The organism is Caballeronia sp. AZ1_KS37, assembly GCF_023631165.1.
Lineage (GTDB): Bacteria > Pseudomonadota > Gammaproteobacteria > Burkholderiales > Burkholderiaceae > Caballeronia > Caballeronia zhejiangensis.
The window spans coordinates 138,845-165,090 of the sequence record NZ_JALQDP010000045.1; the positions used below are offsets into that span (position 1 = coordinate 138,845).

Sequence of the window (26,246 nt, forward strand, 5' to 3'; positions counted from 1 at the left end):
TCATCGACGCAGCGCGTCATCGATTGCTGCGAGCGCGTAAAGCAAGCCGCGCTTCCTGCCCTCTTGCGCGAGCCGCTGTAGCGCATCCGTCGACGCCGCTTTCCGGTCGCCCTTGCCATGCGCGACGAGCGCGCGCGCCCGCGCCACGACGAATGCCGAAAACGGCGATGGCTCGCGTCGCGCGTAATCTTCGAGCGCCGCAGCGTGATGCGCGGCCGCGTCCAGAAGTCCGCGATCGAGGCACGCGTCTATCGCGTCGCGCCGAAAGAGAAAGTGGTTGTGGCTCACCGCGCCGCTGGCGAGCAGAGCTTCGCCTTCCGCGAGCGCGCTGTCGAAGACCGCGACGTCGTCCGTCGAACGCGCCAGCACGCCGAGATACGCGGCGCCCAGATACGTCATGCCGGTCTCGCGGCTGATCGACAGCGCCTCTTCGATATCGTCGAGCGCGTCGCGCCGGCGTCCCGCGACACGATGCAATTCCGCGCGCAACGCGAGCGCCTCGCCTTCGAAGCGCCTCGATTTCAGTTCGCGCGCACAGCGCAGCGCCGGGCCGACATGCTCCCACGCGCGATCCCACTGCGCGAGATCGTGCAGGCAGTGAAACGCCGCATGATGCGCAACCGCGAGCGCCCGCAACTGCCCGACCTTCTCCGCCGCGGCCACGCTCGCGAGCGCCGCATCGAGCCCCGCGTTCGCCGCGCCCGCGAACCATGCGGTGATCGCGTGCATCGGCAGATTGGCGACTTCGATCCGTCCGAATCCGTGGCGCCGGCACAGCTCGATGCAGCGGCTGAAGGCGTCGTTCGCGCTGATCATCCGTCCGCGCATGTACTGCGCGTCGCCGATTCCGCCGAGCGCGGCGGCCTCCAGTTCCGCGTCGCCCGCTTGCTGCGCGAGCGCGAGGCTGCGTTCGTGTTCGCGCACGCAGCCTTCGATATCGCCGCGCGGAAAACACAGGTTGCCGCGCAGGAAATGGATGCGCGCTTCCTCGCGCAGCAGTCCTTGCGCGGTCGCGGCCGATGCGGCGCGATTCAGATCGGCCCACGCGCCATCGAGATCGTCGATGACGCGCTTCACCGTCGCGCGCCCGATCCACGCGTGACAGCGCGCCGTGTCGGTCGTGGCGAAGCCGAGCGCGGTTTCGAACGCCGCGAGCGCCGATGTCATGTCGCCCGCGTCGTGCAGGATCGTGCCGCGCAGGCATTCGAGCGCGGCGCGGTCGCTGTCCGCATCCGCGATTTCGAGCCCGCGCGCGACGAGCCGAAGCGCCGCTTCATGCCGATACGCCGACGCCTGCACGCGCGCCGCGTCGCAATAGGCGAGCGCCGCTGCGCGATCCGCGGCGCGATCGAGATGCTCGGCGCGCAGAACCGGATCGCGCTCGCCGAACCACTGCGCCGCGCGACGATGCAACGCGCGGCGACGGCTTTTCAGCAGCCCGTCGTAGATCGCGTCGCGGATCAGCGCGTGGTGGAAGATGAAGCCGGCGCCCTGGCGTCGCACCAGGCGATCCATCGACGGCGATTCGAGCGCGGCGCCCGCGCCGGTTTCATCGACGAGAAAATCGACTGCATCCTTCTCGACGAGCTGCCCGAGCACCGACGCCGCCTGCAAAGCGGTCTTGCCGGCGGAATCGAGCCGGTCGAGCCGCGCCTGCACGAGACTGCGCACCGAGCCGGGCACGCCGGATTCCGCGCCGTCCTGCGCGTGGTTCAGCAACTGTTCGAGAAACAGCGGATTGCCCGCCGCCCGCGCGATGCAGCGCTCCGCGAGATCCGCCGTCGCGCCGGGAAACGATTCGGCCATGACGCGCGCCTCGCTTGCGCTCAACGGTCCGAGATCGATGAGCGAATACGGCGCGCCGTGCGCGGCGTGCCAGGACGCGTCGAAGGTTTCGGATAACGGGCGCGCGGTCAGTACGAGCACGGCCGCGCAATCCGCCGCCGTCGCGGATAGCGCCGCGAGGTCCGCCAGCGTCGGCGCATCCGACCAGTGAATGTCTTCGACGGCAAGAAACCGCGGATGCCGGCCGCTCGCGCGACGAACGAGCCGCGCCACGACATCGCGCCGGCCGCGAACGCGCATCGCGTTGTCCATTGCCTCGAAGACCGTGCGATCCGCGAGCGGCATGGGCATGTCGAGCAGGTCTTCGAGAAAGAGCGCATCGCCTTCATCGATCGAACCGGCGGCGATCGCCTGGGCGATGCCCTGCCCTATCGTTGCGTCATCGTTCGGATCGTCGAGCGCGAGCAGTCCGCGCACGAGCGATTGAATCGCGCCTCGTCCGGTCGCCGCGCCGAAGTCGAGCACGAGCCCGCCGTGACAGACGAATCCCGCATCCCGCGCGGCGCTTTCGAACGCTTCGACGAGGCGCGTCTTGCCGATGCCCGCCTCGCCGCGCAGCACGATCGTGCGTCCATGGCCCGTCGCGCGGCACGAGCCGAGCACGGTCCGGAACGCGAGCAGATCTTCGCAGCGGCCGACCATCGGCCGGATCGGCGGCGCGTGTCGAATGCCGGCGATGCGCCATGCCGGAACCGGACCGGCGAATCCCTTGACGGACAGCGCGCCGCGTTCGACGCAATCGAGACGCTCGGCCAGATGACGCCGCACGGCCTCCGATATGAGGATTTCTCCCGTGCCGGCCGCGTCCGTGAGACGCGACGCGAGATTGACGGTGTCGCCGGTGACGGTGTACGCCCGATGCGTCGCGCTGCCCGTGCCGCTCGCGACGACCTCGCCGCCCGCAATGCCGATGTGCACGCAAACCGCGCGACCGAGCGCGCGCGACAGGCCGGGCATCGCATCGTCGATTGCGAGCGCGGCGCGCACTGCGCGTTCGGCATCGTTTCCATGCGAGACCGGCGCGCCGAAGACCGCCATCACCGAGTCGCCGACGTGCTTGTCGACATGGCCGCCATGCAGCTCCACGATGCGATCGACCTGCTCGAAGTATCGATCGAGCACGTCGAGCACTTCTTCCGCGTCGATTTCCCGGCTCATCTGCGTGAAGCCGCACAGGTCGGCGAAAAGCACGGCGACTTGCCGCCGCTCTCCTTCATCGCCCGGTTTGATGGACGCATGCGGCAGTCCGGCCAGCGCATGGAGCAGCTTGCGCCGATGCCCGACCGGCGCGACGCCGAGTTCCTTCAGGTCGTCGGTGGTGAGATTGCGCAGCACGTCGGCGTCGATGGCGTTCTCGCGAAACACCGGCTCGTACCGTTCCATTCCGAGGCTGCGCAGCCAGGCGGCGACGTCCACGATCTCTCCTGGGCGGAAGATCTGCTTCCACTCAAAAAGATAGCACGCAGCCGGACGCGCGCCATGGCTCTCACGCTCCGATCGACTGCAGCAACCGCGTGAGATCGCGCGGCTCGACGCGGATCAATCCGCCTTTCGGACTGTCGATGTCGGCGATCAGCGCGAGCGACAGCGCGACCGTCGCCGGAAGAATCGTGATGAGCAGCCCTTTGGTCAGCTTGCCCTTCGCGCCGTAGCCCTGCATCACGCAGCCGAGCAGCGCGATGATGATCATCAGATACCACGCGCCCAGCGGAATATGGTTGATGCGCGCTGCCTCCGAGTAGTCCTGCGAGTTCAGCACGTCGTTCATGCCGGCGACGACGAGCGCGCCGATGGGCGTCGGCTGATCCTTCGCCACTTGCGTCGCGAGCTGCCACAGCTCCGTTTCGACATTCGACGTATCGCGGACGATCGTCGCGAGCGCATCGGGCGCGCGCGTCGTGTAGTTCGCCAGTCTCAGCTTCGTATAGCGGAGCAGCGCGGACTTGATCTTCGCGCCGGTCGCGGCATCGACGAGATCGGCGCGCGCATATTCGGTGCCGATCGCGTTCGCCTCGCTTTCCTCCAGCGTCTTGCGCAAGTCGTAGCGATTCACCGCCATCGACAGGCTGAAGCCGACGAGCAGCGCAAGCAAGGTCAGCGTGGAAGTCTGGATGATGTTGAAGTCTTCGCGATCCTCCGGCGGCAGCACGGCGAAGCGCCGCAATACGTGCGCGCCGCACGCCACCGCGCCGATGAACAGCGCGAGCAGCACGACGAACAAACCTTCCGGATGATCGACTAAAACCGTCATCGGCGCTCCTTCAGCGCGCGTCGGCCACGGAAGATTCGGCGCTCGCGAGCATCGTCGCCAGCGTCGTTCCGGCGAGCGCCGGCGCGTCGACGTGAAAGAGCGCATCGCCGAGCGCCGCGCGCGCGCCGATCCGTCCGGCGAGCCATGCGCGCAAGCCCGCCTCCGGCATCACGACGATGTTGCTGCGCCGCGATACGTCGGTTGCGTCCTCGAAGTCCTGTGCATCCGCGAAGTTAAGGAAGTTGGCGTACTGCTGATTGATGTCGAGCGTCGCGCGCGTCGCCGGCTTCCACGCCGCGCCCGTCCCGCCCGATGGCGACGCGTCGGCCTGCGCCAGCGCATCGCCGACGACGCCCGACAGGCCCGTCGCCATGCCGGCGACCGCAACGTTCTTTAGAAAGACTCGACGCGCTTCTGCACCGGCTGGATGTTTCGGCTCGGACATCTCGTCTCCTGTCGGGGAATGCCGGAACGCGATGTATTCCGTCTCGGATCGCCTTTGCGATCCGCACTGAAACACACGCGTGAATAACGTCCATGTGTTGAACCGATACTGGAAAAGCGCTGGATCAACGGTGGATTAAATCTATCGTCCGAATGTTCGAATAGACGAGCGTTATGAAAGTCAATCCTCGCGCACGCGCGCCGTGATCGGAACGTGCGCGCTCGTGCGTGAAGATTCGCGCGACGCGCCGACGAGACGGCGCCCTTGCGGACCGTGAACGGCGTCGGGTTCGGGAAAGAGCCGCAGCATCGTCAGATACAGCGCGCCGCCCACGACGAACGAAACCGGCACGCTGAGATCGCAGCCGCCCGCGAGCGCGCCGAGCGGCCCGGCGAACTGTCCCGGCAGATTCACGAACGTCAGCCCGATGAACGCGGCCGGCAGCCATGCGCCCATCGCGCGCCAGTTCCAGCCGTGGCTATACCAATAGTGGCCGCCGCGCCCGCCGCGATTGAACACTTGCAGATCGTCGGCCAGATAGAAACCGCCGCGCTGCACGAAGCCGATCACCATGATCGCCATCCACGGGCAACTGAAGGTGCAGATGAGCGTCGAGAACGTCGCCACGCTTTCCACGAGGTTGAACGCGAAACGCCCCACGAAAATGAAGCCGATGGCGAGCAGGCCGATCAGCGCCGTCGCGCGCACGCGGTTGAGGAACTTCGGGAACATGCTCGACGTGTCGAGGCCCGTGCCGTAGAGCGCGGTCGTGCCCGTCGACAGTCCGCCGATGATCGCGATCAGACACATCGGCAACAGGAACCAGCGCGGCGATACCGCAAGCAAGCCGCCCACGTAGTCGTTCGAGCTGATGAAGCTCGGCGCTTGCGTCGCGATGATCGTCGCGGTGACGAGGCCGAAGAGGAACGGCACGAACGTCGCGATCTGCGCGAGAAACACGGCGCCCATCACGCGGTGGCGCGGCGTCGATTGCGGAATGTAGCGCGCCCAGTCGCCGAGCGTCGACGCGAACGAAACCGGATTGCTCAACGCGACCAGCGCCGCGCCGACGAACGCCGCCCAGAAGCCCGCGCTGCCGTGCTGAAGCGTGCCCGCGTAGTGGACGTCGAAAGGCTCCGCGAACGCGAATGCGCCGAGCACGAACATGAGGCTCGCCGCCCACACGGCGATCTTGTTCACCCACAGCATGAAGCGAAATCCGTAGATGCAGACGATCAGCACGAGCACCGCGAACACCAGATACGCCGTGCCGAGCGTCCACGGATTGACCGGCAAGCCGATCATGTCGTGCGCGCCGCCGACGAGCGCATCGCCCGAACTCCATACGGCGAGCGAGAAGAACGCGACCGATGTGAGCACCGCGAGAAACGATCCGACGATGCGGCCATGAATGCCGAAGTGCGCCCCCGACGACACCGGATCGCTCGTGCCGTTGCGCGGCCCGAAGAGGCTCATCGGCGCGAGCATGCAGGTGCCCGCGAGCACGCCGATCACGATGGACCACACGCTCGCTTCGAACGAAAGGCCGACGAGCACCGGAAAGCTGCCGAGCACCGAAGTCGAAAACGTATTGCAGCCGCCGAACAGCAGGCGGAACAGATCGATGGGCCGCGCGTATCGCGAAGCGTCGGGAATGCGCTCGAAACCGTAGGTTTCGATCTTCGTGATGCTGGTGCTGTCGCTGGTGTTGTCTGCCATGTTGTCTCGCTCCATTGTTATCGGCGGTCATTCCGTTGCGTCGGAATGCGCGCCGTAATGCGTCATCAAGGCGTCGTCAAGGCGTTCACATCGGGCACGTTGCTACCGCGCGTTCAGGCTCATCGTGATGAATCTCGCGCGCGCCATAGACGCCGAAAAGGTCTTCACAGAAGGATCGAACGATGGCTTTGTCGGCCATGTCGCGCTTCATCGCGAGATGCAGCGGCACGTCGAAGCCGAACGCGGTGCGTCCCAGCACGCGGATCAGTCCGCGCTGCTCGAAGGCGTCCGCGTGATGCGCGGGCAAATAGCCGATATGACTGCCCGACAGGATCAGCACGGTGGCCGCGTCGATGCTGTCCGCGATCGCCGTCACGCGCCGCTCGCCGATGCCCGCGAGTTCTTCCGGCACCGGATAGCTGCGCCAGATCCAGTCGTGCGCGCGCAGATCGTCGAGCGTCACGAGCGGGTCCGCATGAAAGAGCGGATGTCCGCGCCCGCAACAGATCACTTGCCGCTCGTTGAACAGCCTGCTGTACGACAGCCCCGCGACGCGATGCCAGAAATAGCCGATCGCCAGATCGAGTTCGCGATTGACGAGGCTTTCTTCGAGTTCCTGCGGCGGCGCGACGTGCATCGCGAAACGCACGGCCTGATCGCGCTTGCGAAATGCGCCGATAGCTTCCGCGAGCCGCGCGTTCTCGACATGCGATGCCTGTCCGATCAACCCGATCGACAGCGTGCCGACCAGCTTGCGATCGATGTCGCGCACCTGCGCGACGAATTGCGATGTGGCGCCGATCAGCGCCCGCGCCGACATCACGAAACGCTCGCCTTTGGACGTCAGCCGAAAGCCGCCGCGTCCGCGTTCGCACAGCCTGAAGCCGACGCGCGCCTCCAGCGCGGAAAGCTGCGAGCTGATGGTCGACTGGCGCACGCCGAGCGACGCTTGCGCGGCGGTGATGCCGCGCGCATCGACGACCGCGAGAAAGACGCGCACGAGGCGAAGGTCGAGATCGGATGTATTGGAGAACATGTCGTCGCGCTCACATCGGGAAGCCCATCGCCTTGATGCCCTTGATCCACGCGCGCTTCCAGCCGCCCTCGGCATCGGCGCCGTCGAATGCGTGGAACGTGACTTTCGCGGCGAGCCATCGCACCGGCTCGGGCGGAATGTAGGTCGGGCTTCGATTGGCGATGTCGAGCGCGCGCTCGGGACTGTCGCGATCGAAAAGGATGTTCAGGCCCATGAACGCGCCGAAGCGGCTCGCGGCCACGCCGAAGCCGGTGTAGCCCGCGACGAACACGGCTTTGTCGCCGAGATAGCGCTTCGCGAATACCGATCCGCGCGAGCAGTAGTCGATCGGACCGCCCCACGCGTGCGAGAAACGCACGTCGCTCAGTTGCGGGAACGTCTTGTAGAACGCCTCCGCGAGACGGTAGTACGTGTCGCGCTGCCGATCGCGCGGCGGATTCGGATCGCCATCGAAGTGATAACTCACGAGGCCGCCGAAGATGATGTTGTTGTTCTTCGTGAGGCGGAAATAGTTGAGCTGCGTGCGCGTGTCGTAGATGCCCTGACGCTGCCTCCAGCCGATGCGCGAAAGTTGCTCGCCGGTGAGCGGCTCGGTCGCGAGTACGTGATCGCGCACTTGCAGGACGCGCCGGTTGATATCCGGAATGCCGACTTTCGCGGTGCCGCTGCCCAACAGCACGCGCGGCGCGCGCACGCTGCCCGCGGGCGTCGTCACGAAGACGGTCGCGCCTTCGTCGATCACGTCGATCAGCGGACTGTGCTCGTAAAGCCGCACGCCGAGTTCGAGCGCCGCGCGTTTCAAACCCCACGCGAGCTTCGCCGGATGCACGATGCCGCTGCGATTGCGCGACCACAGCGCACCCGCGAACAGCGGCGAATCCAGTTGTTCGCGCGTGGCCGCGGCGTCGAGCAGCGTGACGTCGTGGCCATACGATCTGTGCAGATCGTAATCGGCACGCAGATGGTCGATATGCTCGGGATCGACGGCGACCGTCATCTCGCCGTTCCATTCGATATCGGCGTCGATGCCGTAGCGTTCGAGCGTCTCTTCGAAGCCGTCGAGATTGCGCTGGCCGAAGGCTTCGAGCTCGGCGATATCGTTCGGAAAGACCCGCACGGCGTTGGGCAGGCCGTGCATCACCGATGTCGAGATGATGCCGCCCGCGCGCCCCGATGCGCCGTGCGCGACCCGTCCTGCTTCGATCAGCACGACGTCGAGTTCGGGCATCTGCTCTTTCGCCTGCACGGCGGCCCACAAGCCGGTGAAGCCGCCGCCGACGATCAGCAGATCGGCGCGTGTTTCGCCCGCGAGCGACGGTTCGGCGGGCGGCTCGGCGGGATTGTCGAGCCAGTAGGGAGAGAGCTTCGTGCGGGCGAGCGCTTCTTCGACGGTCAGTCGGGCCGGCTTGCGGCGCACATCGCGCGATGCGCCGGGTGCGGCGAAGTCGGCTTCGAACAGTTGCGCGCTTTCGTTCATGACGTGTCTCCTCCTCGGGCGCGGTGCGCGACGTTATTGCTGCGGTTCGAGCACGACGTAGAACTTCTTCGCGTCCTCGATCGTTTCCCAGCGGCCCGCGAAACCGGCCGGCAGCAGATAGCCCTCGCCCGCCGCGAACTCGCGGCGCGCGCCGTTCATATCGGTCAGCGCGATGCGGCCTTCGACGAGCCAGACGGCTTCGTCGGCGGTGGTCGCGGGGAAATCGACGGCGCCGACCTTGCCTTCCCACCAGCCGATCACGTAGTTGCCGGTCTTGCCTTCGGCCGCGCGCCAGTCGCTTTCGTCCATGCCGTAATCGAGTTGCGTGAATTGCCCGATGCCAGCGCCCAGCGGCGCGATGTCCTGAATCAGCTTGCTCATGTGTTTCCTTCGGTGCGTCGTTTTCAATGAATCGGTGCGCCAAAGTTACCGGGTCGACATGCCCCGGTATGCCCCCCCGCAGGGGGGACAAGCCGCGTTTCAGCGGTCTGCGGGTAAATACCTAGTTACCTCGAAATCCCCGTCTGGCGGGCGATATGGCGCTTGATCTACAATCGGACAGCCTTTTCTTTGGGGCGCGCCATGCTGCTCAACGTACCCCCGCTCAATCAGGATCAAGCCGCGTTTCCGCTGTCTTTCAAGACGCTCGGCAAAGTCATCGAAGCTGTCGGCACGCCGGATTTCGTGCCGCGTCTCACGCTGCTTCTCAATGAAGTCGTGCCGCTCAATGTCGTGCACATCGAACGTTCGCGCGTCGATCGCAGCAAGCCCACGGGGTTTCGCTGCGAGTGGATCGGCAGCAGCGGCGTCGGCATGGACACGAGCGTCATCTCCGATGTCATGACGCTGTACTACGACCGCTTCTACGACAGCGATCCGCTCTTCGCGGGCATTCGCGGCAAGGTCGGGACGATGCTCGTCGTGCGCGATATCGGCGCGATTCCGCCGGGCGAATTCCGTCAGCGGCTCTTCGACGAAGCGTCGATCGCGCACGAATGCGTGCTCGCGCGCGGCACGCCGCACGCGCAGGATTCCATCGCGCTCGAACGCGCGCTCGATGCGCCGCCGTTCACGCTCGCCGAGATGAACCGCTTTCGCAACGTGAGCGAGTTCCTGTTTCCGCTGCTGGAGCTGCATGCTTCGACGAGCGCCGCGAAACGCGTCGCGCATCCGACGTCGTTCCTGCATCCGCTCGCTCAGTTCGATGCGCGCATCGCCGAGGATCGCGTGCGTCTGTCGAAGCGCGAATACGAGATCTGCACGCATCTGATCACGGGCCGCACGGTGCCCGAAGCGGCGGAAATCATCGGTGTGCGAATCGGTACGGCCGAGTCGTATGTCAAGCGCGCGTTCGCGAAGCTCGGCGTGCGGACCAAGCGCGATCTGATCGCGTGGGGGCAGGAGCATCCTCGTCTGCACGCCACCTGAAGCCGCGTTCACATCGAACCGGCTCGATGTGAACATCTCCATTTCGTGATTCGCGCGGCGCTCGCCTCGCCTAACATCGCCCCGTCCTTACAACGATGACGGGAGACGTATCGATGCAGCGCGAACTCAATCAGCCGCTCGGCGGCAACGACATGCCGCGCTTCGCCGGCATCGCGACCATGATGCGGCTGCCGCAGGCGGCGAGCACCGTTGGTCTCGACGCGTGTTTCGTTGGCGTGCCGCTCGATATCGGCACGTCGAACCGTTCGGGCGCGCGTTTCGGGCCGCGCCAGATCCGCGCGGAATCGGTGCTGCTGCGTCCGTACAACATGGCGACGCGCGCCGCGCCCTTCGATTCGCTGCAAGTGGCCGATATCGGCGACGTCGCGACGAATCCCTACGACCTGAAGGATTCGATGCGGCTGATCGAATCGGCGTACGACGAGATCGTCGCGAGCGGCTGTCGCCCGATCACGCTCGGCGGCGATCACACGATCGCGTGGCCGATCCTGCGCGCGCTGCACAAGAAGTACGGCAAGGTCGCGGTCGTGCACGTCGATGCGCACGCGGACGTCAACGACACGATGTTCGGCGAGAAGATCGCGCACGGCACGCCGTTTCGACGCGCGGTCGAGGACGGCCTGCTTCGCTGCGATCAGGTCACGCAAATCGGTCTGCGCGGCACGGGCTATCACGCCGACGACTTCGACTGGTGCCGCAAGCAGGGCTTCACCGTCGTGCAGGCCGAAGCGTGCTGGAACCGGTCGCTCGCGCCGTTGATGGAAGAAGTCCGCGCGCGCGTGGGCGACGCACCGGTGTATCTGAGCTTCGATATCGACGGGCTCGATCCCTCGTTTGCACCCGGCACCGGCACGCCGGAAATCGGCGGCCTTTCCGTGCAGCAAGGCCTTGAAATCGTGCGCGGCATGAAGGGCCTGAATGTCGTGGGCGCGGATCTCGTCGAGGTCTCGCCGCCTTACGATCAGGCCGGAACGACGGCGCTCGTCGGCGCGAATCTCGCATTCGAGATGCTCTGCGTGATGCCGGGCGTCGCGTACCGTTGAACCATCGAGGACGATCATGAATATCCGCGACAATCACTCGATTCTTCTGCCCGCCGCGACGCTCGCGGGCACGCGCTACGGCGCATCGGTTCTGGAAGCGGGCAACGCGATCCACAACGCGTCGACGGGCGCGGTCATCGGCTGGCAGGAACATGCCGACGCCGCGCAAGTCGATGCCGCCGTGCGTGCCGCGCACGCCGCGCTCGATGCATGGCGCAACCGCACGCCCGCATCGCGCGGCGAGGTGCTGCGCAAGATCGCGCAGTCGCTCGCTGCGAACCGCACGCGTCTTTCGTCGATGCAGCAAGAAGTCAGCGGCAAGCCTCCGCTCGAAGCCGACACCGACGTCAGCGACGCCATCGCCACGTTCGACTACTACGCGGACCTGTGCGCGGACGCATCGCTTTTTGCGACCGAGACGCTGACATTGCCCGACGACGCCGTGACGGGCGAGCGCCATTACGAAGCGGTCGGCGTGGCCGCGCTGATCGTGCCGTGGAATTTCCCGATGGTCACGACCGCGTGGAAGATCGCGCCCGCGCTCGCGGCGGGGTGCACGGCCGTGCTGAAGCCGTCGGAATTGACGTCGCCGGTCGAGCATCTGCTCGCGGAAATCATGACGGCGGCGGGCGTGCCAGATGGCGTCGTGAATATCGCGAACGGCAGCGGCGCAGTCGGCGCGCTGCTCGCGGCGCATCCGCTCATCGACAAGATTTCGTTCACGGGCAGCACGGGCGTCGGCCGCAAGGTGATGCAGACGGCGGCGCAGGACATGAAGCGCGTGACGCTCGAACTCGGCGGGAAATCGGCGCTGATCGTGCGCGCCGATGCGGACATCGGGCACGCGGTCGCGCTCGCAATGGGCGGCGCGTTCACGAACGCCGGGCAAATGTGCTCGGCGACGTCGCGCATCCTCGTGCACGACGAGGTCTATCGCAAGTTCGTGGCCGCGCTCGAAGCGGCCGTGCGTGCGCTCGTGGTTGCCCCGCCGCACGTCGAAAATGCCGCGATGGGCCCGCTCGTATCGCATGCGCAGCGTGCGCGCGTGCAGGCGCTCGTCGAGCAGGGCGTGGCGGACGGCGCGCGCATCGCGTTCCGCGGCGCGCTCGACGGCGCTTGCGCGGACGGCTTTTTCATGGCGCCGGTCGTCGTCGCCGAACCGGATGCCGCCAACGTGCTTTGGACGGAAGAAGTGTTCGGGCCGGTCGCGTGCGTGAAGTCGTTCCGCACCGACGATGAAGCCATCGCGCTCGCCAACGGCACGCGTTATGGGCTCGTCGCAACCGTCGTGACGCGCGATGAAGAAGCCGCACGGCGCTTTCGCCATGCGCTGCGCGCGGGCCTCGTGTGGATCAACACACCGCAGTTGATCTTCCCGCAGGCGTGCTGGGGCGGACTCGGACTGAGCGGAATCGGCCGCGAGCTCGGCGTGGCGGGATTGCGCGGCTATCAGGAATTGCGCCACGCGATCGCGGCGCGCGGATAGTCGGCCCGTCGACGCGCGTGAGCAAGCTCACGCGCGCGTCGCTTGGGCCAACTCGCGCGCGAGACCGGACTAGCTGCGCGGCGGACGCGGCGGACGGTCGCCCGGACCACGGCTCTCGCGATGATTCGGCCGGCCGGGCGCGCCGTGATCTTCGCAAATGGTGGAAATCGCGTGCTTGAAAAGAACCTGGTTTCCGCTCGTCGAATTGAGATAGACCATATACGTGTCGAACGACTGGATATGGCCCGTCAGCTTGATCCCATTAACGAGATAAATGGAAACCCGCTTGCGTTCTTTGCGCAGCGCGTTGAGAAAATCGCCTTGAATGCTGGCTGGACTGTTGGACATTTATGACCCGTGTTTAACCGAGCGCAGGCACCCCGACCGACCCTCGTCATTCGTGGAGCCTGCTTTTTGTGCTCGGCATGTTTTCTTTGGACAAGTCATTATCCCGTTTCCGCGCCGTTGTTGCGATGAAAAGATAATCGCCCTATATGGCGCATGGCCGTTTCCGTCGAATCGTCGGACAAAATACGACGAATCATGGCCGATAGAGACTGGAAGGCCCGTCCATCATTTGAGCACCGCCGCCTCCACGGCGGCGAGATACGCGGCGAGCGCCCGCTTGACCTCGCGCAGATAACGGCGCGCCAGTTGCACGTCGCCCATTGCGGGACGCAGCTTGACGGCCAGCGCGCCGCTCGCGAGCGCGTGCAGCATGTCCACGTACAGTTCGCGCTCGGACGCTTTCACGCCGGGCATGCGTGCGTCGATCACCTTGCGCATCATGCTGGACTTGCGCTTTTTCTTCGCTTCATCGTGCGGCATGACCGACATCAGAATCAGGAGATCGGTCTTGCGGTCGAAATATTCGATATGCGGCGACATGATCCGATCGATCACCGCTTCCGCCGACAACGCCCGCCAGGTCTCGCTGTCGACCCGCGCAAGTTCGTCTTCGAGTTCCTGCAGCGCCGCCGCGTGGCGGTCCCACAACGCGGCGAGCAACGCGTCGCGATCCGGAAAGAAGTGATACATCGAGCCGATCGGCGTTTGCGCACGCCGCGCGACGCCGTGCATCGTCACGCCTTCCAACCCCTTTTCGACGATCAGCTCGGCGGTCGCATCCAGCACCGCCTCGATGCGCGCGCGCCCGCGCGCCTGCAAGGGCGAACGAGCCGTGCTGGCGCGCTCCGGATCCTGCAATTCGCTTTCATTGTCGGCGCGAGCCTTCTTCATTGTCTCTCCTCGAGCAAGGTCAAACTAGACGCTCGCGTCTAGATTCGTGCATACTAGACGGCATCGTCTAGTTTGGCGAGCGCGTCGCGGTGACATCGTAGTCATTTCTGGCCGCAACGCCCTCGCCGTCCCGCAATCATCGAAGGCTACCGCACCCGCGCGGTGGCGCGAAAGCTCCCGGAGAACACATGTCAGTCACAGCGCCCACGCACGGCGGCCAACCCGCCGACGCCGTCGAACGCAAACCGTCACGCAAACGCCTGCTGATTGCAATCGGCATCGTCGCGGTCGTCGCCGGCATTGCATGGGGCGTGCGCTGGTGGACGGTCGGCCGTTTCGTCGAAACCACCGACGACGCCTATCTCAAGGCCGACAGCGTCACCATCGCGCCGAAAGTAAGCGGCTATATCACCGAAGTGCTCGTCGCCGACAATCAGGCGGTCGAGGCCGGCGCGCCGCTCGCGCGGCTCGATACGCGGCAGTATCAGGCCTCGCTCGATCAGGCGAAGGCCGCGCTCGATGCGCGCGCCGCCGACATCGACCGCGCCGAAGCCGAGCTGAAGCAGCAGCACGCCAACGCCGATCAGGCGAAGGCGCAGGCCGAAGTGTCGCGCGTAAGCCTCGCGCATGCGGAAGACGACGTGAACCGTTATCGTCCGCTCGTCGCGACGGGCGCCGAAACCGCCGAGCGTCTCGCGAGCCTCGTCTCCACGCGCGATCAGGCGCGCGCCACGCTTGCCGCGAATCTCGCCGCCGCGCGTTCGGCATCGACGCAGATCGGCGCGACCGAAGCGCAGATCGCGCAGGCGCGCGCGCAAGTCGAAGCGGCGCAGGCGCAACTGAATCAGTCGAAGCTCGATCTGAGCGACACGACGCTCGTGAGCCCGGTCGCGGGGCGCGTCGGCGATCGCACCGTGCGCGTCGGCCAGTATGTGCAGCCGGGCACGCGCTTGATGACGGTCGTGCCGGTCGAGGCGCTCTATCTGGAAGCGAACTTCAAGGAAACGCAGGTCGGGCGCATGCGCGTCGGCCAGCCGGCGACGCTGCACGTCGATGCACTCAAGGGCACCGAGTTGCACGGCGTCGTCGAAAGCTTCGCGCCCGGCACCGGCGCGCAGTTCGCGCTGCTGCCGCCGGAGAACGCGACAGGCAACTTCACGAAGATCGTGCAGCGCGTGCCGGTGCGCATTCGCGTCGATACGGGTCCGCAAACGCGCAAGGTGCTGCTGCCGGGCCTCTCGGTAACGGTCGATGTCGACACCAAAACCGCCACCGACGACAGCCATCGCATCGCGGCGGAAAATCGCCATGACTGAGGCCGCCGCGCATCCGCATCGCGCGAGCGCGACCGACTGGATCGCGGTCACGGCCGGCGCGCTCGGCGCGCTGATGGCCACGCTCGACATTTCCATCACCAACTCCGCGCTGCCGCAGATTCAAGGCGAAATCGGCGCGACCGGCACCGAAGGGACCTGGATCTCTACCGGCTACCTGATGTCGGAAATCGTGATGATCCCGCTCGCCGCGTGGCTCACGCGCGTGTTCGGGCTGCGCAATTTTCTGCTCGGCAACGCGGTGCTCTTCACGCTGTTCTCGGTGATGTGCGGCTTCTCGACGTCGCTGTCGATGATGATCGTGGGCCGCATCGGCCAGGGCTTCACCGGCGGCGCGATGATTCCGACCGCGCAGACCATCATCCGCACGCGGCTGCCGCGCGAGCAGATGCCCGTCGGCATGACGATCTTCGGCCTGATCGTGTTGCTCGGGCCGCTGCTCGGACCCGTGCTGGGCGGCTGGCTCGCGGAGAACATCTCGTGGTCGTGGTGCTTCTTCGTCAACGTGCCGGTCGGCTTCGCGCTCGTCGCATTGCTCATCACCGGCTTGCCGGCGGAGAAGTCGCATTGGGAATCGTTCTTCAAGGCCGACTGGATCGGCATAGCGGGACTCGCCATCGGCCTGAGCTCGCTTACCGTCGTGCTCGAAGAAGGCCAGCGCAATCAGTGGTTCGAATCGCATGAAATCGTGATGCTCACGTGCGTCACGGCGTTCGGCTTCCTGCTTATCGCGATCTCGCAATTCGTCGCGACGAAACCAATCGTGCGGCTGTCGCTGCTGCGCAATCCGCGCTATGCGAGCGTGATTCTGATCGTGTTCGCCGTCGGCGCGGGGCTGTATTGCGTGTCGTTCCTGCTGCCGCAGTTTCTGAGCGTCGTCGCGGGCTATAACGCGCTGCAATCCGGCGCGATCATGCTCGTGTCGGGCGTGCCCGCGTTTCTCATCATGCCGGTGCTGCCGCGTCTGCTCGGCAAGGTGGATTTTCGCGTGCTCGTCATCTCGGGCCTCCTGTGCTTCGCCGCGAGCTGCCTGCTCGATATCTCGCTCACCGCGCAAAGCGTCGGCCACGATTTCTTCTGGTCGCAGATCTTGCGCGGCTTCGGCCAGATGCTCGCGATGATGCCGCTCAATCAGGCGTCGATGGCCGCCGTTTCGCGCGAAGAATCCGGCGATGCGGCCGGCCTCTACAACATGGCGCGCAATCTCGGCGGTTCGGTCGGGCTTGCGATCATCGGCACCGTGATCGACCGTCGCAACGACTTTCACACCGCATCGATCCGCGAATCGCTGACGGCGAATTCCGTCATCGGTCAGGAACGCATGGCCGCGAGCGCCGCCAGCTTTTTCGCGCAGGGCGGCGACATGGCGCACGCGAAGATGCAGGCGCTCGGCCAGTTGTCGATGCAAATCGGTCAGCAGGCGATCGTCATGACTTACTCCGAAACCTTCTACGTGCTGGCGATCGCGCTGCTCGCGTGTCTGCCGCTCGCACTCTTGCTCAAGACGCCGCGCGGCCAATCCGGCGACATGTCTTCTGCCGGCCACTGATTCATGAATTCATCGACGATGTTCCCTCGCACGCTTCGCCTGACCGCCCTGCTTCCGCTCGCTGCTTTCGCGCTCGCCGCGTGCACGGTCGGCCCCGACTATCGCGGCGCGCCGGAAATCGCGCCCGACGCCGCGAAAAGCGCCGCCTTCGTGCGCGCGCCGGCGCAGGGCGTCGTCGCGACGCACGCGCCCGCGACGTGGTGGCAAGCGCTCAACGATCCGCAACTGAACGCGCTCATCGATGCCGCGTTCGCCCACAATCCCGATCTGAAGATGGCGCAGGCGCGCTTGCGTCAGTCGCGTTCGCAACTGCGCGGACAGCGCGCCAACGAGTTGCCGAAAGTGTCGGGATCGGCGGCGGCGTTGCGCATGCGCTCGCCGGATACGTCGATCTTCGGTTCGTCGGGCGATGACGGTTCGTCGGGTTCGACGGGACGCGGTCCGGTCGATTTCTACACCGTCGGCTTCGATGCCTCGTGGGAGCTCGATCTCTTCGGCGGCACGCGCCGCGCGATCGAAGCGGCATCCGGCGAAGCCGAAGCCGTGCACGCCGATCTTTCGGACGCGCAGGTGTCGCTCGCGGCGGAAGTGGCGTCGGTGTACATCGACTTGCGCGATCAGCAGGAACGCCTTGCGCTCGCGGAACGCACGGCCGAGTATCAGCAGCAGATGCTGACGCTCACCGAGCAGCGGCGCGCGCGCGGCACGGCGGCGGAAGTCGATGTCGAGCGGCTCACGACGCAGGTCGACACGACGCGTGCGACGCTCGTGCCCTTGCAGACGCAGATCACCGATTCGCTGGATCAACTCGCCGTGCTGACGGGCCGCGCGCCCGGCGCGCTCGATGCCGAACTCGGCGCGCGTGCGCCGTTGCCCGCGTTGCCGTCGTCGGTGCCGATCGGCGATCCGGCGGCCATGCTCCAGCAGCGTCCGGATATCCGCGCGGCCGAGCGTCGTCTCGCATCGAGCAATGCGCAGATCGGCGAGCATATTGCCGATTATTTTCCGAAGGTGACGCTGCTCGGCGATATCGGTTTCTCGGCATCGGAGCCGAGTCACCTGCTGCGCAAGCAGAATTTCTCGTGGGTCGGCGTGCCGTATCTGCAATGGAATCTGTTCGACTTCGGGCGCACGGCGGCGAATGTCGATGCCGCCAAAGCCGCGCGCGACGAAGCCGAAGCGCGCTACGAAAAGACCGTGCTCGGCGCGCTGAAGGACGCGAATTCGTCGCTGTCGCGTTACGGCAACCAGCGCGAGCATGTCGTGCGGCTGCAGCAGGTGCAGGCGTCGGCGGAGCGGTCGGCCACGCTCGTGCGGCAACGTTATACGGCGGGCGTATCGACGCTCATCGATCTGCTCGACGCACAGCGCACGCAATTCGCCGCGCAGCAGGACGTGGTCGCCGCGCAGGCCGAACTGCTGAAGGACTTCGTCGCGTTGCAGAAGAGTCTCGGACTCGGCTGGGCGACCTAAGCGTCTTCGGTCGATTGACGCTGCGACGCCATCTCCCGCTCGAACATCGGCGCATAGAACGCGACGGCCTTGCGCAAGATGTCGTTCACTTCCCTTAGCGCGACATTCTCTTCTTCGAGTTGCGCGATGCGTCGAAGCGGATCGTCGTCTGCGGCTGGCGTCGTCATGTGCGTTCGCGTGATGTGCGCTATCGATGCGACAGCGCCTTCGCCGATTGCAGAAGGTCGTCGAGCATCGACTGGCGTCGCTCCGGATCGGTGTCGCGGCCCGTCATGAAGCACAGCGCCGCGATCGGCAGTCCGGCGCGATCGCGCACGGGCGCGGCCATGCACAGGCGAAACGCGTTCGACAAGCCTTCGGTGCAGCAATAGCCCTGATTCTTCGCGGCTTGCACATCGCGCATGAATTCATCGAAGTCGATGCGCACGCCGTTGTCGAGCGCGAAGTCTTCGGCGGGAATCAGGGCGCGGATTTCATCGGCGTTCAGGTGGCCGAGCAGCAGGCGTCCGGTCGCCGTCCACGGAATCGGCACGCGCACGCCGATATCCGAGCTGATGTTGAACGGCCGCGCGCTGTTTTCGGACAGCACCACGGTGTACTTGTTTCCTTCGAGCATGCAAAGCTGCGTGGTCTCGTCGTACTTGCGCACGAGCGCGAGTATCGACTGATGCGCGCGGCTGATGAGGTCGTTGTGCGTCGCGTAGTCGGAGCCGTAGTAATGCATCTCGCGTCCGAAGAACACGCTGCCATCGGCCGATGTCTCGAGCCAGCCCACTTCCGCCAGGATCGCGACCAGCTCGTAGATGCTCGAACGCGGCGCGCCGGTCGCTTCGATCAGCTCGCGCATCGTCATCGGGCGCTGCGCGAGATGCAATTGCCGGAACATGGCGATGACCCGATCGACTCCCCTCGCTCGCGACGATTCCGTGACTGCCATTCATTCGCTCCGTGTGCGTCAGTGGTCGAGCACGCGATGCAGGAACTGCCGCGTCCGCTCGTTGGATGGATTCACGAAAATCTGCTCCGGCTCGCCCTGCTCCGCGATCACGCCTTTGTCCATGAAGACGACCCGATCGGCGGTCTTGCGCGCGAAACCCATCTCGTGCGTGACGACGACCATCGTCATGCCATCGCGTGCGAGTCCGCGCATCACTTCGGTCACTTCGCCGACGAGTTCGGGATCGAGCGCCGAAGTCGCTTCGTCGAAGAACATGATGCCCGGCTCGACGGCGAGCGCCCGCGCAATCGCGACGCGCTGCTGCTGTCCGCCGGATAACTGGCTCGGATAATGATCCGCGCGGTCGGCAAGCCCGACGCGGTCGAGCACGTCCATCGCGCGCTCGCGGGCATCGGCGGGACTCATCTTGCGCGCCTTGATGAGCGCGAGCGTGACGTTGCCGAGCGCGGTCTTGTGCGGAAAAAGATTGAACTGCTGGAACACCATGCCGACGTGGCCGCGAATATCGCGCGCGCGTTTCGGGTCGTGCAGCGGCACTTCGTTGACCCATACTTCGCCGGAATCCGTCGTTTCGAGCCCCGCCATGATGCGCAGCACCGTGCTTTTGCCCGAACCGGACGCGCCGATCAGCACGAGCACTTCGCCCGCGCGCACGTCGAGATTGATCTCGTTGAGCACGCGCGTCGCGCCGAATGCTTTGCTGACGCCCGACAGCGAAATAATGGGCCTGGTCTGACTTTGATTGCTCACGACAGTCTCCTGCGGTCATGGTGGCGCACCCATTGCGAAAGCGGGAAGCACACGACGAAATAAATGAGTGCGACGAGTCCGTAAATCTCGACCGGCTTGCCGATGCGATCGACGATCGCCTGGCCGCCGTGCATCAGCTCCGACATGCCGATCATGCTGACGATCGACGTATCTTTGATAAGCGAAAGATATTGGCCGATGAGCGGCGGCAACACGATCCTGCCGGTCTGCGGCAACACGACGAACGCGAACGCCTGCGTGCGCGACAGACCGAGAATCTGCGAGACTTCCCACTGGCCTTTCGGCACCGCTTCGATCCCGGCGCGAAAAACTTCGGCGATATACGCGCCTTGATAAACGCTCAGGCCGATCACGCCGGCGGCGAAAACATCGATCGCATAGCCGAAATACGAGACGCCGAAGTAGATGAACATCAGCGTGATGAGCACGGGCGTGCCGCGAAAGAGCTCGGTATAAAGCCGCGCGATGCGGTCCGTGCCCCACGGTCCGAACGATCGCAACACGGCGGCGAAAAGGCCGATCAGCGTGCCGCCGACGATCGACGCGACGGACAGCAAAAGCGTCGTCACGAGACCTTGCAGCAGGATCGACAGACTGGTTCTCAGCAGTTCAAATGACATGATCCGACTCCGGTTCGGGCATCAGGCGCGATTGGCGCGGCGCAACGCGAGGCCGCCGAAGCGTGCGCGCGGCCGGACGACGAGCGGCGGATGAAACATGCGCGCGCCGAGCTGACCCGCGATCCACGACAGCACGTTGCTCAGCACGAGATACGCGACGAGCACGACCGAAAACGTCTGCACGTAGAGCAGCGTGCGCGAATTGATGACGGTCGCGGTGCCGGTGAGTTCGGGCAGCGCGATCGCGGAGAGCAGCGACGTGCCGAGCAATAGCTGGATCAGATAGTTGACGATCGCCGGATAGACCGCGCGCGCGGCCTGCGGCAAGACGATTTCGGTGAAGATCTGCCCGCGTTCGAGGCCGAGAATGCCCGCGGCTTCGAGCTGTCCGCGCGGCACCGACTGAATGCCCGCGCGAAACACTTCCGACAGATACGCGCCGACGTTCAGGCCCAGCGCGATCACGCCGGCCCAGTAGGCATCGAGCGCAATGCCCGCCGACGGCAAGCCGAAGAACACGATGAATATCTGCAAAAGAACCGGCGTATTGCGGATGACTTCGACATACGCCCGCGCGACGAAGCGGATCGCGGCCATCGGCGACAGGCTCGCCAGCGCGGCCAGCAAGCCGAGCACCAGCGACAGCACGAACGCGAGAAGCGTCACCTGCAGCGTCAGCCATCCGGCTTTCAGGAACTCGGGGACGTAGCCCCACAAGGTCAGCCATTCGTAGTTCATCTCGGCCTCCGCATCCGTCCGGTCTCGTGCGATATCGACATCACTTCATCCTCAGAACTGCGGATTGAGCGGGAAATGCGGATCGGTGCCGAACCACTTCTTGTAGAGCTGCGCGTTGAGCTTCGACGCGTTGATGTTGAAGAGGAACAGGTTCAGATAGTTGAGCCAAGCCTGATCGCCGGCCTTCACGCCGAAGCCGTTGTATTCGAGCGGCACGAGCGCTTCGTTCGTGACGGTCAATTCGGGATCGAGCTTCGCCTGATACGCGAGGAAGTTGTTGTCCTCGATCATCGCGTCGGCCTGGCCTTGCTTGACGGCGAGAATCGCGGCCTGCGAGCTGTCGTATTCCTGGATCTTGATCGGGATGTTCAGCGAGCGGACTTCATCGCCGTTGGTCGAGCCCTTGACGGTCGCGATCGTGCGGTTGCCCATGTCCTGAACCGACTTGATGCCGCTGCTCTTCTCGACCAGCAGCGCCTCGCTCGCGACGACATACGGCGTCGTGAATTCGATGACCTTCGCGCGCTCCAGATTGCGCGTGAAGTTGCAGAACACGACATCGACGTTGCTCGTCTGCAGGTTCGGGATGCGGTTCGCGCTCGTCGTGTTCACGACTTCGAGCTTCACACCCATCTGCCTGGCGAGTTCCTTGGCGAGATCGACGTCGTAGCCGTCGGGCTGACCATCCTTGTCGTAGAAGCCGAACGGCGCGAACGTCAGACAGTCGCCGACCCGCAACGTCCCGCGCTGCAGAACCGCCTGGAGCGTCGACGAACCTGCCGCCGCCCCGGCGTTTGCGCCGCCGCCTTCGGCCGGCGTGGAAACCTTGGTGCAGGCGGCCAACGCCAGCGCGCCGGCGATGACGAACAGCGAAACGGTTCTGACGCCTATGTTCGAGAGTTTCATGAGCAGGTCCTTTCGAAGGATGTTTAGGAGGAACCGGTTCCAGAACCGGCTCAGAGCGAAACGCGAAAGTTCGTCTATGTCCGATATACCGGACAGACATCTGGCGTATCGGATCGAACTGCAGTGTTGGATGAGAAAATTCCGAGCACAAGCGGCCCGAACCCTAATTGGCGAGGGTTTTTTGATGAGATAAAGGGATGCGGCTACAGACGCAGCCGGCTGACGAGCCGCCAGGACGCGCGAGCGGCGCGGCGGAATCACGGGAGCGATGGTTCGACGTTCGGCCGCGCGGCCCGACCCGGAGAAACCGGGCCATGGATTTTGCGTTCTATGTCTCGCGAGCCGGAACGTCGCGTCGGAAGCTACTGGCTGGCGCCCGCTCCGATCCCCGCTTTCTTCTGAGCGTTCTGCAAGTCCTGGGGATAGTTGGGATCATTCGCGCGGCCGGGGTTATAGCCCGCGTCCTCGAGTTTCTTCAGCTCGGCGTTCTTCTTGTCGCGCGCCTGTTTTCGTGCGGCTTTTTTCTCGGCTTTCGTCATGGACGCAGCTTGCGTCGCGCCGGTTGCGGTCGAACCGGTATCCTGCGCATAGGAAAGCGAGGCCGCGGATGCGCCCGCCACGCCCAGGAAGAATGACACGGCAATGCTTGCTAGCTTCGTTCTCACGGTGATTCTCCGTTCGCCTGGAGGACTTGCGTTGAGGAAAGTATAGGGCGCGCGTTTCGGCACTGCGCCCGTCGAGCATGCGACTTTCATTCGTCACGACATAACTTATCGGAAGCCAACGGATGCAAATCATCGTCGATGCCGACGCCTGCCCCGCCGTCGTGAAGGATATTCTCTTTCGCGCAGGCACACGCATGAAGGTGCACGTGACGCTCGTCGCGAATCAGTTTTTGCGCACGCCGCCCTCGCCGTGGATACGCGCGATTCAGGTGCCCGCCGGTTTCGATGTCGCCGACGCGCGCATCGTCGAGATGGCGCAGGCTGGCGATCTCGTCATCACGGCGGACATTCCGCTCGCGGCGGCGGTGATCGCAAAGGGCGCGTTCGCGCTCGATCCGCGCGGCGAATGGATGAACGCGGAGAACATCGAGGAACGTCTGTCGATCCGCGCGATGATGGATCAGTTGCGCGGCTCCGGCGTGCAGACCGGCGGGCCGCCGCCGTACGCGCCGCGCGACGGCAAGAACTTCGCCGCGCAGCTCGACCGTTTTCTCGCGAAGCAGCGGACGCCCGAATGAGCAGGCGGCTTCAGGCGGTCCCGTCGATGATCTTCCGGATCGCTTCCTCGAACGCCTCGGAAGGCTGCCCGCCGCTCACCAAATACTTCTGGTCGAAGATGATCGCCGGCACGGACTGAATGCCGAGTTGCTGGAACTCGCGCTCTTCGGCGCGGACTTCGTCGGCGTACGCACCGCTTTGCAGCACCGTGCGCGCCTCGTCGCCATCGAGCCCGGCGCTGCGAGCCGCTTCGATCAGGACGTCGGGGTCGCTCGTATCCTTGCCGTCACCGTGATAAGCGCGCAGCAGCGCGAGCTTGAGCGGCAGTTGCTTGCCTTCGATGCGCGCCCAATGCAGCAGCCGATGAGCATCGAACGTGTTGTAGACCCACTTGCGTTCGCCGAACGCGAAGCCTTCGCGCGCGCCGCGCTCGCGGATCATCGCCTGCGTCTCGCCGATCTGTTCGGGCGTGCGGCCATATTTGCGGCCGAGATAATCGACGATGCGCTCGCCTTGCGGACTCATGTCCGGATTCAGCTCGAAGGGATGAAGGGTGATGCGCGCATCGACGGTATCGCCGAGACGCTCCAGCGCGCGTTGCAGCGAAGAGAGTCCGACGGCGCACCACGGGCACGCGATATCGGAGACGAAGTCGATTTGGAGAGTGCGGGACATGAGGTTCGTGAAGATTGGAATCGAGTCGGACAGACTAGCTCAAATCGCCGATATCGGTTTGCGCGTGCCCTTCGCGGCATCCGCGAACAGGTCGAAGACTGGATTCACGATTTCGACGCGCTCCAACGGGAGCCGGGCGAGCGTCAGGGCGGAACTGGCGTAGAGCCGATAGTGCAAATGCCCAATGTCGTTCTTGCCGTCGGGCATGGGGATCGCGAAGCGAATGATGGCGCGGTTGCTAAAGACCGTTAGTTGCGATCGATGCGATTGCGTAATGGTCAGTCCCTGCCCTTCGCGCTTTTCGACTTGTTGAAGACGTACCCCGAGAAGCCGTCTCTCAGATCGGGATATTTCTGAATGATGGTTTCGACGAGCTCGCTCGATGGATCGATGCCCAATCTGCGCAGCGTCAGCTTTCCCGCCGGACTCGTCTTGTAGGTGCGCCGCCAGTCTTCGCGCTGCCGCGGCGTCGCGGCTTCGTACATCTCCCAGCCGCGACGGACTTCATCGACGATCCGGTTCTGAGCGTTCACATCCTGTGCCGCGACCTGCAATGCCCGGCGCGCCTCGGCCTGTTGCTTCGCTTCGGTGTCGCGTTGATCGGTCAGCGCCAGATTCTCCTGAATCTGAACCATCTGGCGTTCCGCATCCGAGACGATCCAGCCTTCCTTCAGCGCTTTCATGAAGAAGCCCGCCGGACTCTTCGACACCTTGCCGAGCTTGAGGCTGAAACGCGTACGCTCGATTGCCTGCTCCAGACGTTCGTCGGTAAAGGTATCGCGGTCGGAAGCGATCTGATTCAACTGCGCGCTGGACAGACCGATTTCCTGTTTCAGCGTCAGATACAGCGCCTGCGCGTGCTCGTGCGTATGCAGCAGGCGCTCGGCCATTTCCTTGCGCTCGACGCGAAATCGCATGCGTCCGATCTTGCGTGAACCCGGTTCATTGCGCGTCTCATACGAGAGGGAAAGATCGGATACCTCATTAATTTGATCCACCGCCGGAGCGAGCCAGTCGCGCTTGAAGTATTTGAATTCCTGCGCTTTTGCGCCCATCGTCCCCTGCCAGGCACGCAATTCGTCGAGCGTGAACCAATCGGTTATACCCTCGGACGCGTAGGGAAGCAGATGGTCGTACATCACGCGCGCATAGCTGAGCGTGAAAAGCGAAGTGATGCGCAAGCTCAGCCAATGCGATTTCCCGGGACCGCGAATGATTCCGATGAGATCGGGCGGAACGCGGAACTGAAACCGTCCGCCGACGTATGAGATGCGTCCAATCAGTTGAACCGATCCGAACGGCTTGGAGCCATCGGCGTCGGCTTCCGCGGTCGCCTGAATGAGCGCCCTCTGCGCCTCGGTGATCACCTGTTCCAGATGCGCGTTGTTCCGGCTCGAGTAGCGCATGAGCCACTTGAAATAGTCGAGCTCGACGTCGTACAGGTCGTGAATCTTTTCTTCTTGCGCGACGATGAAATAGGCCGCGTCAATCAAGCGACGAGCCGCCACGCCAAGATCGACGATGCGGATCAGGACGTTCTTGCGCGAAAAGCCGATGTCCGAGCGGGCGGCGTCGACGGGCAAGCCCTGCGCATTGGCATCGTCGAATAGGGCCAGCGCCAGTTGTCTGGACGTGGCCACCTGCCCTGCTGTCGTCATTCCGTCTCCGTGTCCGGCGCTAGTTCATTGTGTCGAGCGGTACGTTATCGGCTGCAAGGTGAGCTGTCAACACAAACTACCTCACCTTTTGCAGGCGCGGACACAGGAAACCTCACCATTGCGTCGCAACCTACACAAATTTCCTCACCATCCTTGCCTGGACGCCTCACCTTGGGGTCCACTTCATCTCACCTTGACGGGGTAAACACAGCACCTTGACGCTCAATCAACATCACTTCAAGCACACTTTTCCTCACCTTATGGGTGTAAGTCGTTGATTTCATGAGCGTGCGCGAGAGACGTTAGTGGTGGTGAGTCTTTGTGTTTACAAAAATAAATAACCAACGGCCT

Annotated in this window: 26 protein-coding genes; 7 read left to right on the forward strand and 19 right to left on the reverse strand. The window is 64.6% G+C overall.

Translation table 11 applies throughout. The features are described from left to right. From NCS00_RS31725 to NCS00_RS31755, 7 genes are all read right to left on the reverse strand, one after another. Window positions 1–3,261: an adenylate/guanylate cyclase domain-containing protein gene (locus NCS00_RS31725; protein WP_250442139.1), complete on the reverse strand. Its 3,261-nt coding sequence runs from the start codon at window positions 3,259–3,261 to the stop codon at window positions 1–3. 70 nt (window positions 3,262–3,331) lie between these two features. Further along, the gene (locus NCS00_RS31730) at window positions 3,332–4,096 is read right to left on the reverse strand and encodes a bestrophin-like domain (RefSeq protein WP_008345338.1); all 765 of its coding nucleotides are present in this window, start codon (window positions 4,094–4,096) and stop codon (window positions 3,332–3,334) included. A 10-nt stretch (window positions 4,097–4,106) separates the two neighbouring features. Further along, complete coding sequence (locus NCS00_RS31735; RefSeq protein WP_250442140.1) at window positions 4,107–4,541, reverse strand: hypothetical protein; 435 nt, start codon at window positions 4,539–4,541, stop codon at window positions 4,107–4,109. A gap of 180 nt (window positions 4,542–4,721) precedes the next feature. Then, the gene (locus NCS00_RS31740) at window positions 4,722–6,260 is read right to left on the reverse strand and encodes a purine-cytosine permease family protein (protein ID WP_250442141.1); all 1,539 of its coding nucleotides are present in this window, start codon (window positions 6,258–6,260) and stop codon (window positions 4,722–4,724) included. 85 nt (window positions 6,261–6,345) lie between these two features. Beyond that, window positions 6,346–7,296 (reverse strand): LysR family transcriptional regulator, encoded by a 951-nt coding sequence (locus NCS00_RS31745; protein WP_250442142.1) that lies wholly within the window; start codon window positions 7,294–7,296, stop codon window positions 6,346–6,348. A gap of 10 nt (window positions 7,297–7,306) precedes the next feature. Then, entirely contained in the window at window positions 7,307–8,773 is a 1,467-nt protein-coding gene (locus NCS00_RS31750; RefSeq protein ID WP_250442143.1) for an NAD(P)/FAD-dependent oxidoreductase, read from the reverse strand. A gap of 33 nt (window positions 8,774–8,806) precedes the next feature. After that, the gene (locus tag NCS00_RS31755) at window positions 8,807–9,154 is read right to left on the reverse strand and encodes a cupin domain-containing protein (RefSeq protein ID WP_008345333.1); all 348 of its coding nucleotides are present in this window, start codon (window positions 9,152–9,154) and stop codon (window positions 8,807–8,809) included. Between the two features lie 201 nt (window positions 9,155–9,355). On the opposite strand from NCS00_RS31755, the gene NCS00_RS31760 reads away from it, so the two are divergent. The 3 genes from NCS00_RS31760 (at window position 9,356) to NCS00_RS31770 (ending at window position 12,751) form a co-directional block, all read left to right on the forward strand. Then, the gene (locus NCS00_RS31760) at window positions 9,356–10,201 is read left to right on the forward strand and encodes a helix-turn-helix transcriptional regulator (protein WP_008345332.1); all 846 of its coding nucleotides are present in this window, start codon (window positions 9,356–9,358) and stop codon (window positions 10,199–10,201) included. Between the two features lie 113 nt (window positions 10,202–10,314). Further along, complete coding sequence (gene speB / locus NCS00_RS31765) at window positions 10,315–11,265, forward strand: agmatinase (protein ID WP_175982400.1); 951 nt, start codon at window positions 10,315–10,317, stop codon at window positions 11,263–11,265. Between the two features lie 16 nt (window positions 11,266–11,281). Then, window positions 11,282–12,751 (forward strand): aldehyde dehydrogenase family protein, encoded by a 1,470-nt coding sequence (locus NCS00_RS31770; protein WP_250442144.1) that lies wholly within the window; start codon window positions 11,282–11,284, stop codon window positions 12,749–12,751. 69 nt (window positions 12,752–12,820) lie between these two features. Here NCS00_RS31770 and hfq read toward each other — a convergent pair whose 3' ends face one another. Together hfq and NCS00_RS31780 are read right to left on the reverse strand one after the other, a co-directional pair. Beyond that, window positions 12,821–13,099: an RNA chaperone Hfq gene (hfq, locus tag NCS00_RS31775; protein ID WP_008345329.1), complete on the reverse strand. Its 279-nt coding sequence runs from the start codon at window positions 13,097–13,099 to the stop codon at window positions 12,821–12,823. 225 nt (window positions 13,100–13,324) lie between these two features. Further along, complete coding sequence (locus tag NCS00_RS31780; RefSeq protein ID WP_008345328.1) at window positions 13,325–13,990, reverse strand: TetR/AcrR family transcriptional regulator; 666 nt, start codon at window positions 13,988–13,990, stop codon at window positions 13,325–13,327. 188 nt (window positions 13,991–14,178) lie between these two features. Here NCS00_RS31780 and NCS00_RS31785 point away from each other — a divergent pair, with 188 nt between their 5' ends. Genes NCS00_RS31785 through NCS00_RS31795 form a run of 3 tightly spaced genes read left to right on the forward strand, consistent with a single transcriptional unit; the run spans window position 14,179 to window position 18,346 of the window. Continuing rightward, entirely contained in the window at window positions 14,179–15,306 is a 1,128-nt protein-coding gene (locus NCS00_RS31785; protein ID WP_008345327.1) for an HlyD family secretion protein, read from the forward strand. Next, entirely contained in the window at window positions 15,299–16,873 is a 1,575-nt protein-coding gene (locus NCS00_RS31790; RefSeq protein ID WP_250442145.1) for an MDR family MFS transporter, read from the forward strand. The genes NCS00_RS31785 and NCS00_RS31790 overlap by 8 nt, the downstream gene beginning before the upstream one ends. 3 nt (window positions 16,874–16,876) lie before the next feature. Continuing rightward, complete coding sequence (locus NCS00_RS31795; protein WP_372492611.1) at window positions 16,877–18,346, forward strand: efflux transporter outer membrane subunit; 1,470 nt, start codon at window positions 16,877–16,879, stop codon at window positions 18,344–18,346. Here the strand turns inward: NCS00_RS31795 and NCS00_RS31800 are convergent. The 7 genes from NCS00_RS31800 to NCS00_RS31830 form a co-directional block, all read right to left on the reverse strand. Further along, window positions 18,343–18,513 carry a hypothetical protein gene (locus tag NCS00_RS31800; protein ID WP_008345324.1) on the reverse strand — a complete coding sequence of 57 codons (171 nt, stop codon included), beginning with the start codon at window positions 18,511–18,513 and terminating at the stop codon, window positions 18,343–18,345. The genes NCS00_RS31795 and NCS00_RS31800 overlap by 4 nt on opposite strands. Window positions 18,514–18,533: 20 nt before the next feature. Next, a complete protein-coding gene (locus NCS00_RS31805; protein WP_008345323.1) occupies window positions 18,534–19,283 on the reverse strand; it encodes an IclR family transcriptional regulator in 750 nt (249 codons plus the stop codon). A gap of 18 nt (window positions 19,284–19,301) precedes the next feature. Continuing rightward, entirely contained in the window at window positions 19,302–20,054 is a 753-nt protein-coding gene (locus NCS00_RS31810; protein ID WP_350029747.1) for an amino acid ABC transporter ATP-binding protein, read from the reverse strand. Then, a complete protein-coding gene (locus NCS00_RS31815) occupies window positions 20,051–20,695 on the reverse strand; it encodes an amino acid ABC transporter permease (RefSeq protein WP_008345321.1) in 645 nt (214 codons plus the stop codon). The genes NCS00_RS31810 and NCS00_RS31815 overlap by 4 nt, the downstream gene beginning before the upstream one ends. Before the next feature lie 21 nt (window positions 20,696–20,716). Next, entirely contained in the window at window positions 20,717–21,433 is a 717-nt protein-coding gene (locus tag NCS00_RS31820; RefSeq protein ID WP_008345320.1) for an amino acid ABC transporter permease, read from the reverse strand. A 51-nt stretch (window positions 21,434–21,484) separates the two neighbouring features. Continuing rightward, complete coding sequence (locus tag NCS00_RS31825; protein ID WP_250442146.1) at window positions 21,485–22,339, reverse strand: ABC transporter substrate-binding protein; 855 nt, start codon at window positions 22,337–22,339, stop codon at window positions 21,485–21,487. Between the two features lie 362 nt (window positions 22,340–22,701). Further along, the gene (locus NCS00_RS31830; protein ID WP_372492612.1) at window positions 22,702–23,010 is read right to left on the reverse strand and encodes a hypothetical protein; all 309 of its coding nucleotides are present in this window, start codon (window positions 23,008–23,010) and stop codon (window positions 22,702–22,704) included. Between the two features lie 116 nt (window positions 23,011–23,126). On the opposite strand from NCS00_RS31830, the gene NCS00_RS31835 reads away from it, so the two are divergent. Further along, window positions 23,127–23,582 carry a YaiI/YqxD family protein gene (locus tag NCS00_RS31835; RefSeq protein WP_250442147.1) on the forward strand — a complete coding sequence of 152 codons (456 nt, stop codon included), beginning with the start codon at window positions 23,127–23,129 and terminating at the stop codon, window positions 23,580–23,582. A 10-nt stretch (window positions 23,583–23,592) separates the two neighbouring features. Here NCS00_RS31835 and NCS00_RS31840 read toward each other — a convergent pair whose 3' ends face one another. The 3 genes from NCS00_RS31840 to NCS00_RS31850 all read right to left on the reverse strand — a co-directional run bounded on the left by NCS00_RS31840 (window position 23,593) and on the right by NCS00_RS31850 (window position 25,895). Beyond that, window positions 23,593–24,237: a DsbA family oxidoreductase gene (locus tag NCS00_RS31840; RefSeq protein WP_008345316.1), complete on the reverse strand. Its 645-nt coding sequence runs from the start codon at window positions 24,235–24,237 to the stop codon at window positions 23,593–23,595. 39 nt (window positions 24,238–24,276) lie between these two features. After that, entirely contained in the window at window positions 24,277–24,444 is a 168-nt protein-coding gene (locus NCS00_RS31845) for a hypothetical protein (RefSeq protein WP_160172928.1), read from the reverse strand. A 71-nt stretch (window positions 24,445–24,515) separates the two neighbouring features. Next, window positions 24,516–25,895: a replication initiation protein gene (locus NCS00_RS31850; protein ID WP_175982394.1), complete on the reverse strand. Its 1,380-nt coding sequence runs from the start codon at window positions 25,893–25,895 to the stop codon at window positions 24,516–24,518. Window positions 25,896–26,246: the final 351 nt, after the last annotated feature.

What these genes read in the sequence shown, in the direction of transcription:
- NCS00_RS31730 (WP_008345338.1), bottom strand. Translation starts at nt 4,096, where the DNA reads ATGACGGTTTTAGTCGATCATCCGGAAGGTTTGTTCGTCGTGCTGCTC.
- NCS00_RS31735 (WP_250442140.1), bottom strand. Translation starts at nt 4,541, where the DNA reads ATGTCCGAGCCGAAACATCCAGCCGGTGCAGAAGCGCGTCGAGTCTTT.
- NCS00_RS31740 (WP_250442141.1), bottom strand. Translation starts at nt 6,260, where the DNA reads ATGGCAGACAACACCAGCGACAGCACCAGCATCACGAAGATCGAAACC.
- NCS00_RS31745 (WP_250442142.1), bottom strand. Translation starts at nt 7,296, where the DNA reads ATGTTCTCCAATACATCCGATCTCGACCTTCGCCTCGTGCGCGTCTTT.
- NCS00_RS31750 (WP_250442143.1), bottom strand. Translation starts at nt 8,773, where the DNA reads ATGAACGAAAGCGCGCAACTGTTCGAAGCCGACTTCGCCGCACCCGGC.
- NCS00_RS31755 (WP_008345333.1), bottom strand. Translation starts at nt 9,154, where the DNA reads ATGAGCAAGCTGATTCAGGACATCGCGCCGCTGGGCGCTGGCATCGGG.
- NCS00_RS31760 (WP_008345332.1), top strand. Translation starts at nt 9,356, where the DNA reads ATGCTGCTCAACGTACCCCCGCTCAATCAGGATCAAGCCGCGTTTCCG.
- speB (WP_175982400.1), top strand. Translation starts at nt 10,315, where the DNA reads ATGCAGCGCGAACTCAATCAGCCGCTCGGCGGCAACGACATGCCGCGC.
- NCS00_RS31770 (WP_250442144.1), top strand. Translation starts at nt 11,282, where the DNA reads ATGAATATCCGCGACAATCACTCGATTCTTCTGCCCGCCGCGACGCTC.
- hfq (WP_008345329.1), bottom strand. Translation starts at nt 13,099, where the DNA reads ATGTCCAACAGTCCAGCCAGCATTCAAGGCGATTTTCTCAACGCGCTG.
- NCS00_RS31780 (WP_008345328.1), bottom strand. Translation starts at nt 13,990, where the DNA reads ATGAAGAAGGCTCGCGCCGACAATGAAAGCGAATTGCAGGATCCGGAG.
- NCS00_RS31785 (WP_008345327.1), top strand. Translation starts at nt 14,179, where the DNA reads ATGTCAGTCACAGCGCCCACGCACGGCGGCCAACCCGCCGACGCCGTC.
- NCS00_RS31790 (WP_250442145.1), top strand. Translation starts at nt 15,299, where the DNA reads ATGACTGAGGCCGCCGCGCATCCGCATCGCGCGAGCGCGACCGACTGG.
- NCS00_RS31795 (WP_372492611.1), top strand. Translation starts at nt 16,877, where the DNA reads ATGAATTCATCGACGATGTTCCCTCGCACGCTTCGCCTGACCGCCCTG.
- NCS00_RS31800 (WP_008345324.1), bottom strand. Translation starts at nt 18,513, where the DNA reads ATGACGACGCCAGCCGCAGACGACGATCCGCTTCGACGCATCGCGCAA.
- NCS00_RS31805 (WP_008345323.1), bottom strand. Translation starts at nt 19,283, where the DNA reads ATGGCAGTCACGGAATCGTCGCGAGCGAGGGGAGTCGATCGGGTCATC.
- NCS00_RS31815 (WP_008345321.1), bottom strand. Translation starts at nt 20,695, where the DNA reads ATGTCATTTGAACTGCTGAGAACCAGTCTGTCGATCCTGCTGCAAGGT.
- NCS00_RS31820 (WP_008345320.1), bottom strand. Translation starts at nt 21,433, where the DNA reads ATGAACTACGAATGGCTGACCTTGTGGGGCTACGTCCCCGAGTTCCTG.
- NCS00_RS31825 (WP_250442146.1), bottom strand. Translation starts at nt 22,339, where the DNA reads ATGAAACTCTCGAACATAGGCGTCAGAACCGTTTCGCTGTTCGTCATC.
- NCS00_RS31835 (WP_250442147.1), top strand. Translation starts at nt 23,127, where the DNA reads ATGCAAATCATCGTCGATGCCGACGCCTGCCCCGCCGTCGTGAAGGAT.
- NCS00_RS31840 (WP_008345316.1), bottom strand. Translation starts at nt 24,237, where the DNA reads ATGTCCCGCACTCTCCAAATCGACTTCGTCTCCGATATCGCGTGCCCG.
- NCS00_RS31845 (WP_160172928.1), bottom strand. Translation starts at nt 24,444, where the DNA reads ATGCCCGACGGCAAGAACGACATTGGGCATTTGCACTATCGGCTCTAC.
- NCS00_RS31850 (WP_175982394.1), bottom strand. Translation starts at nt 25,895, where the DNA reads ATGACGACAGCAGGGCAGGTGGCCACGTCCAGACAACTGGCGCTGGCC.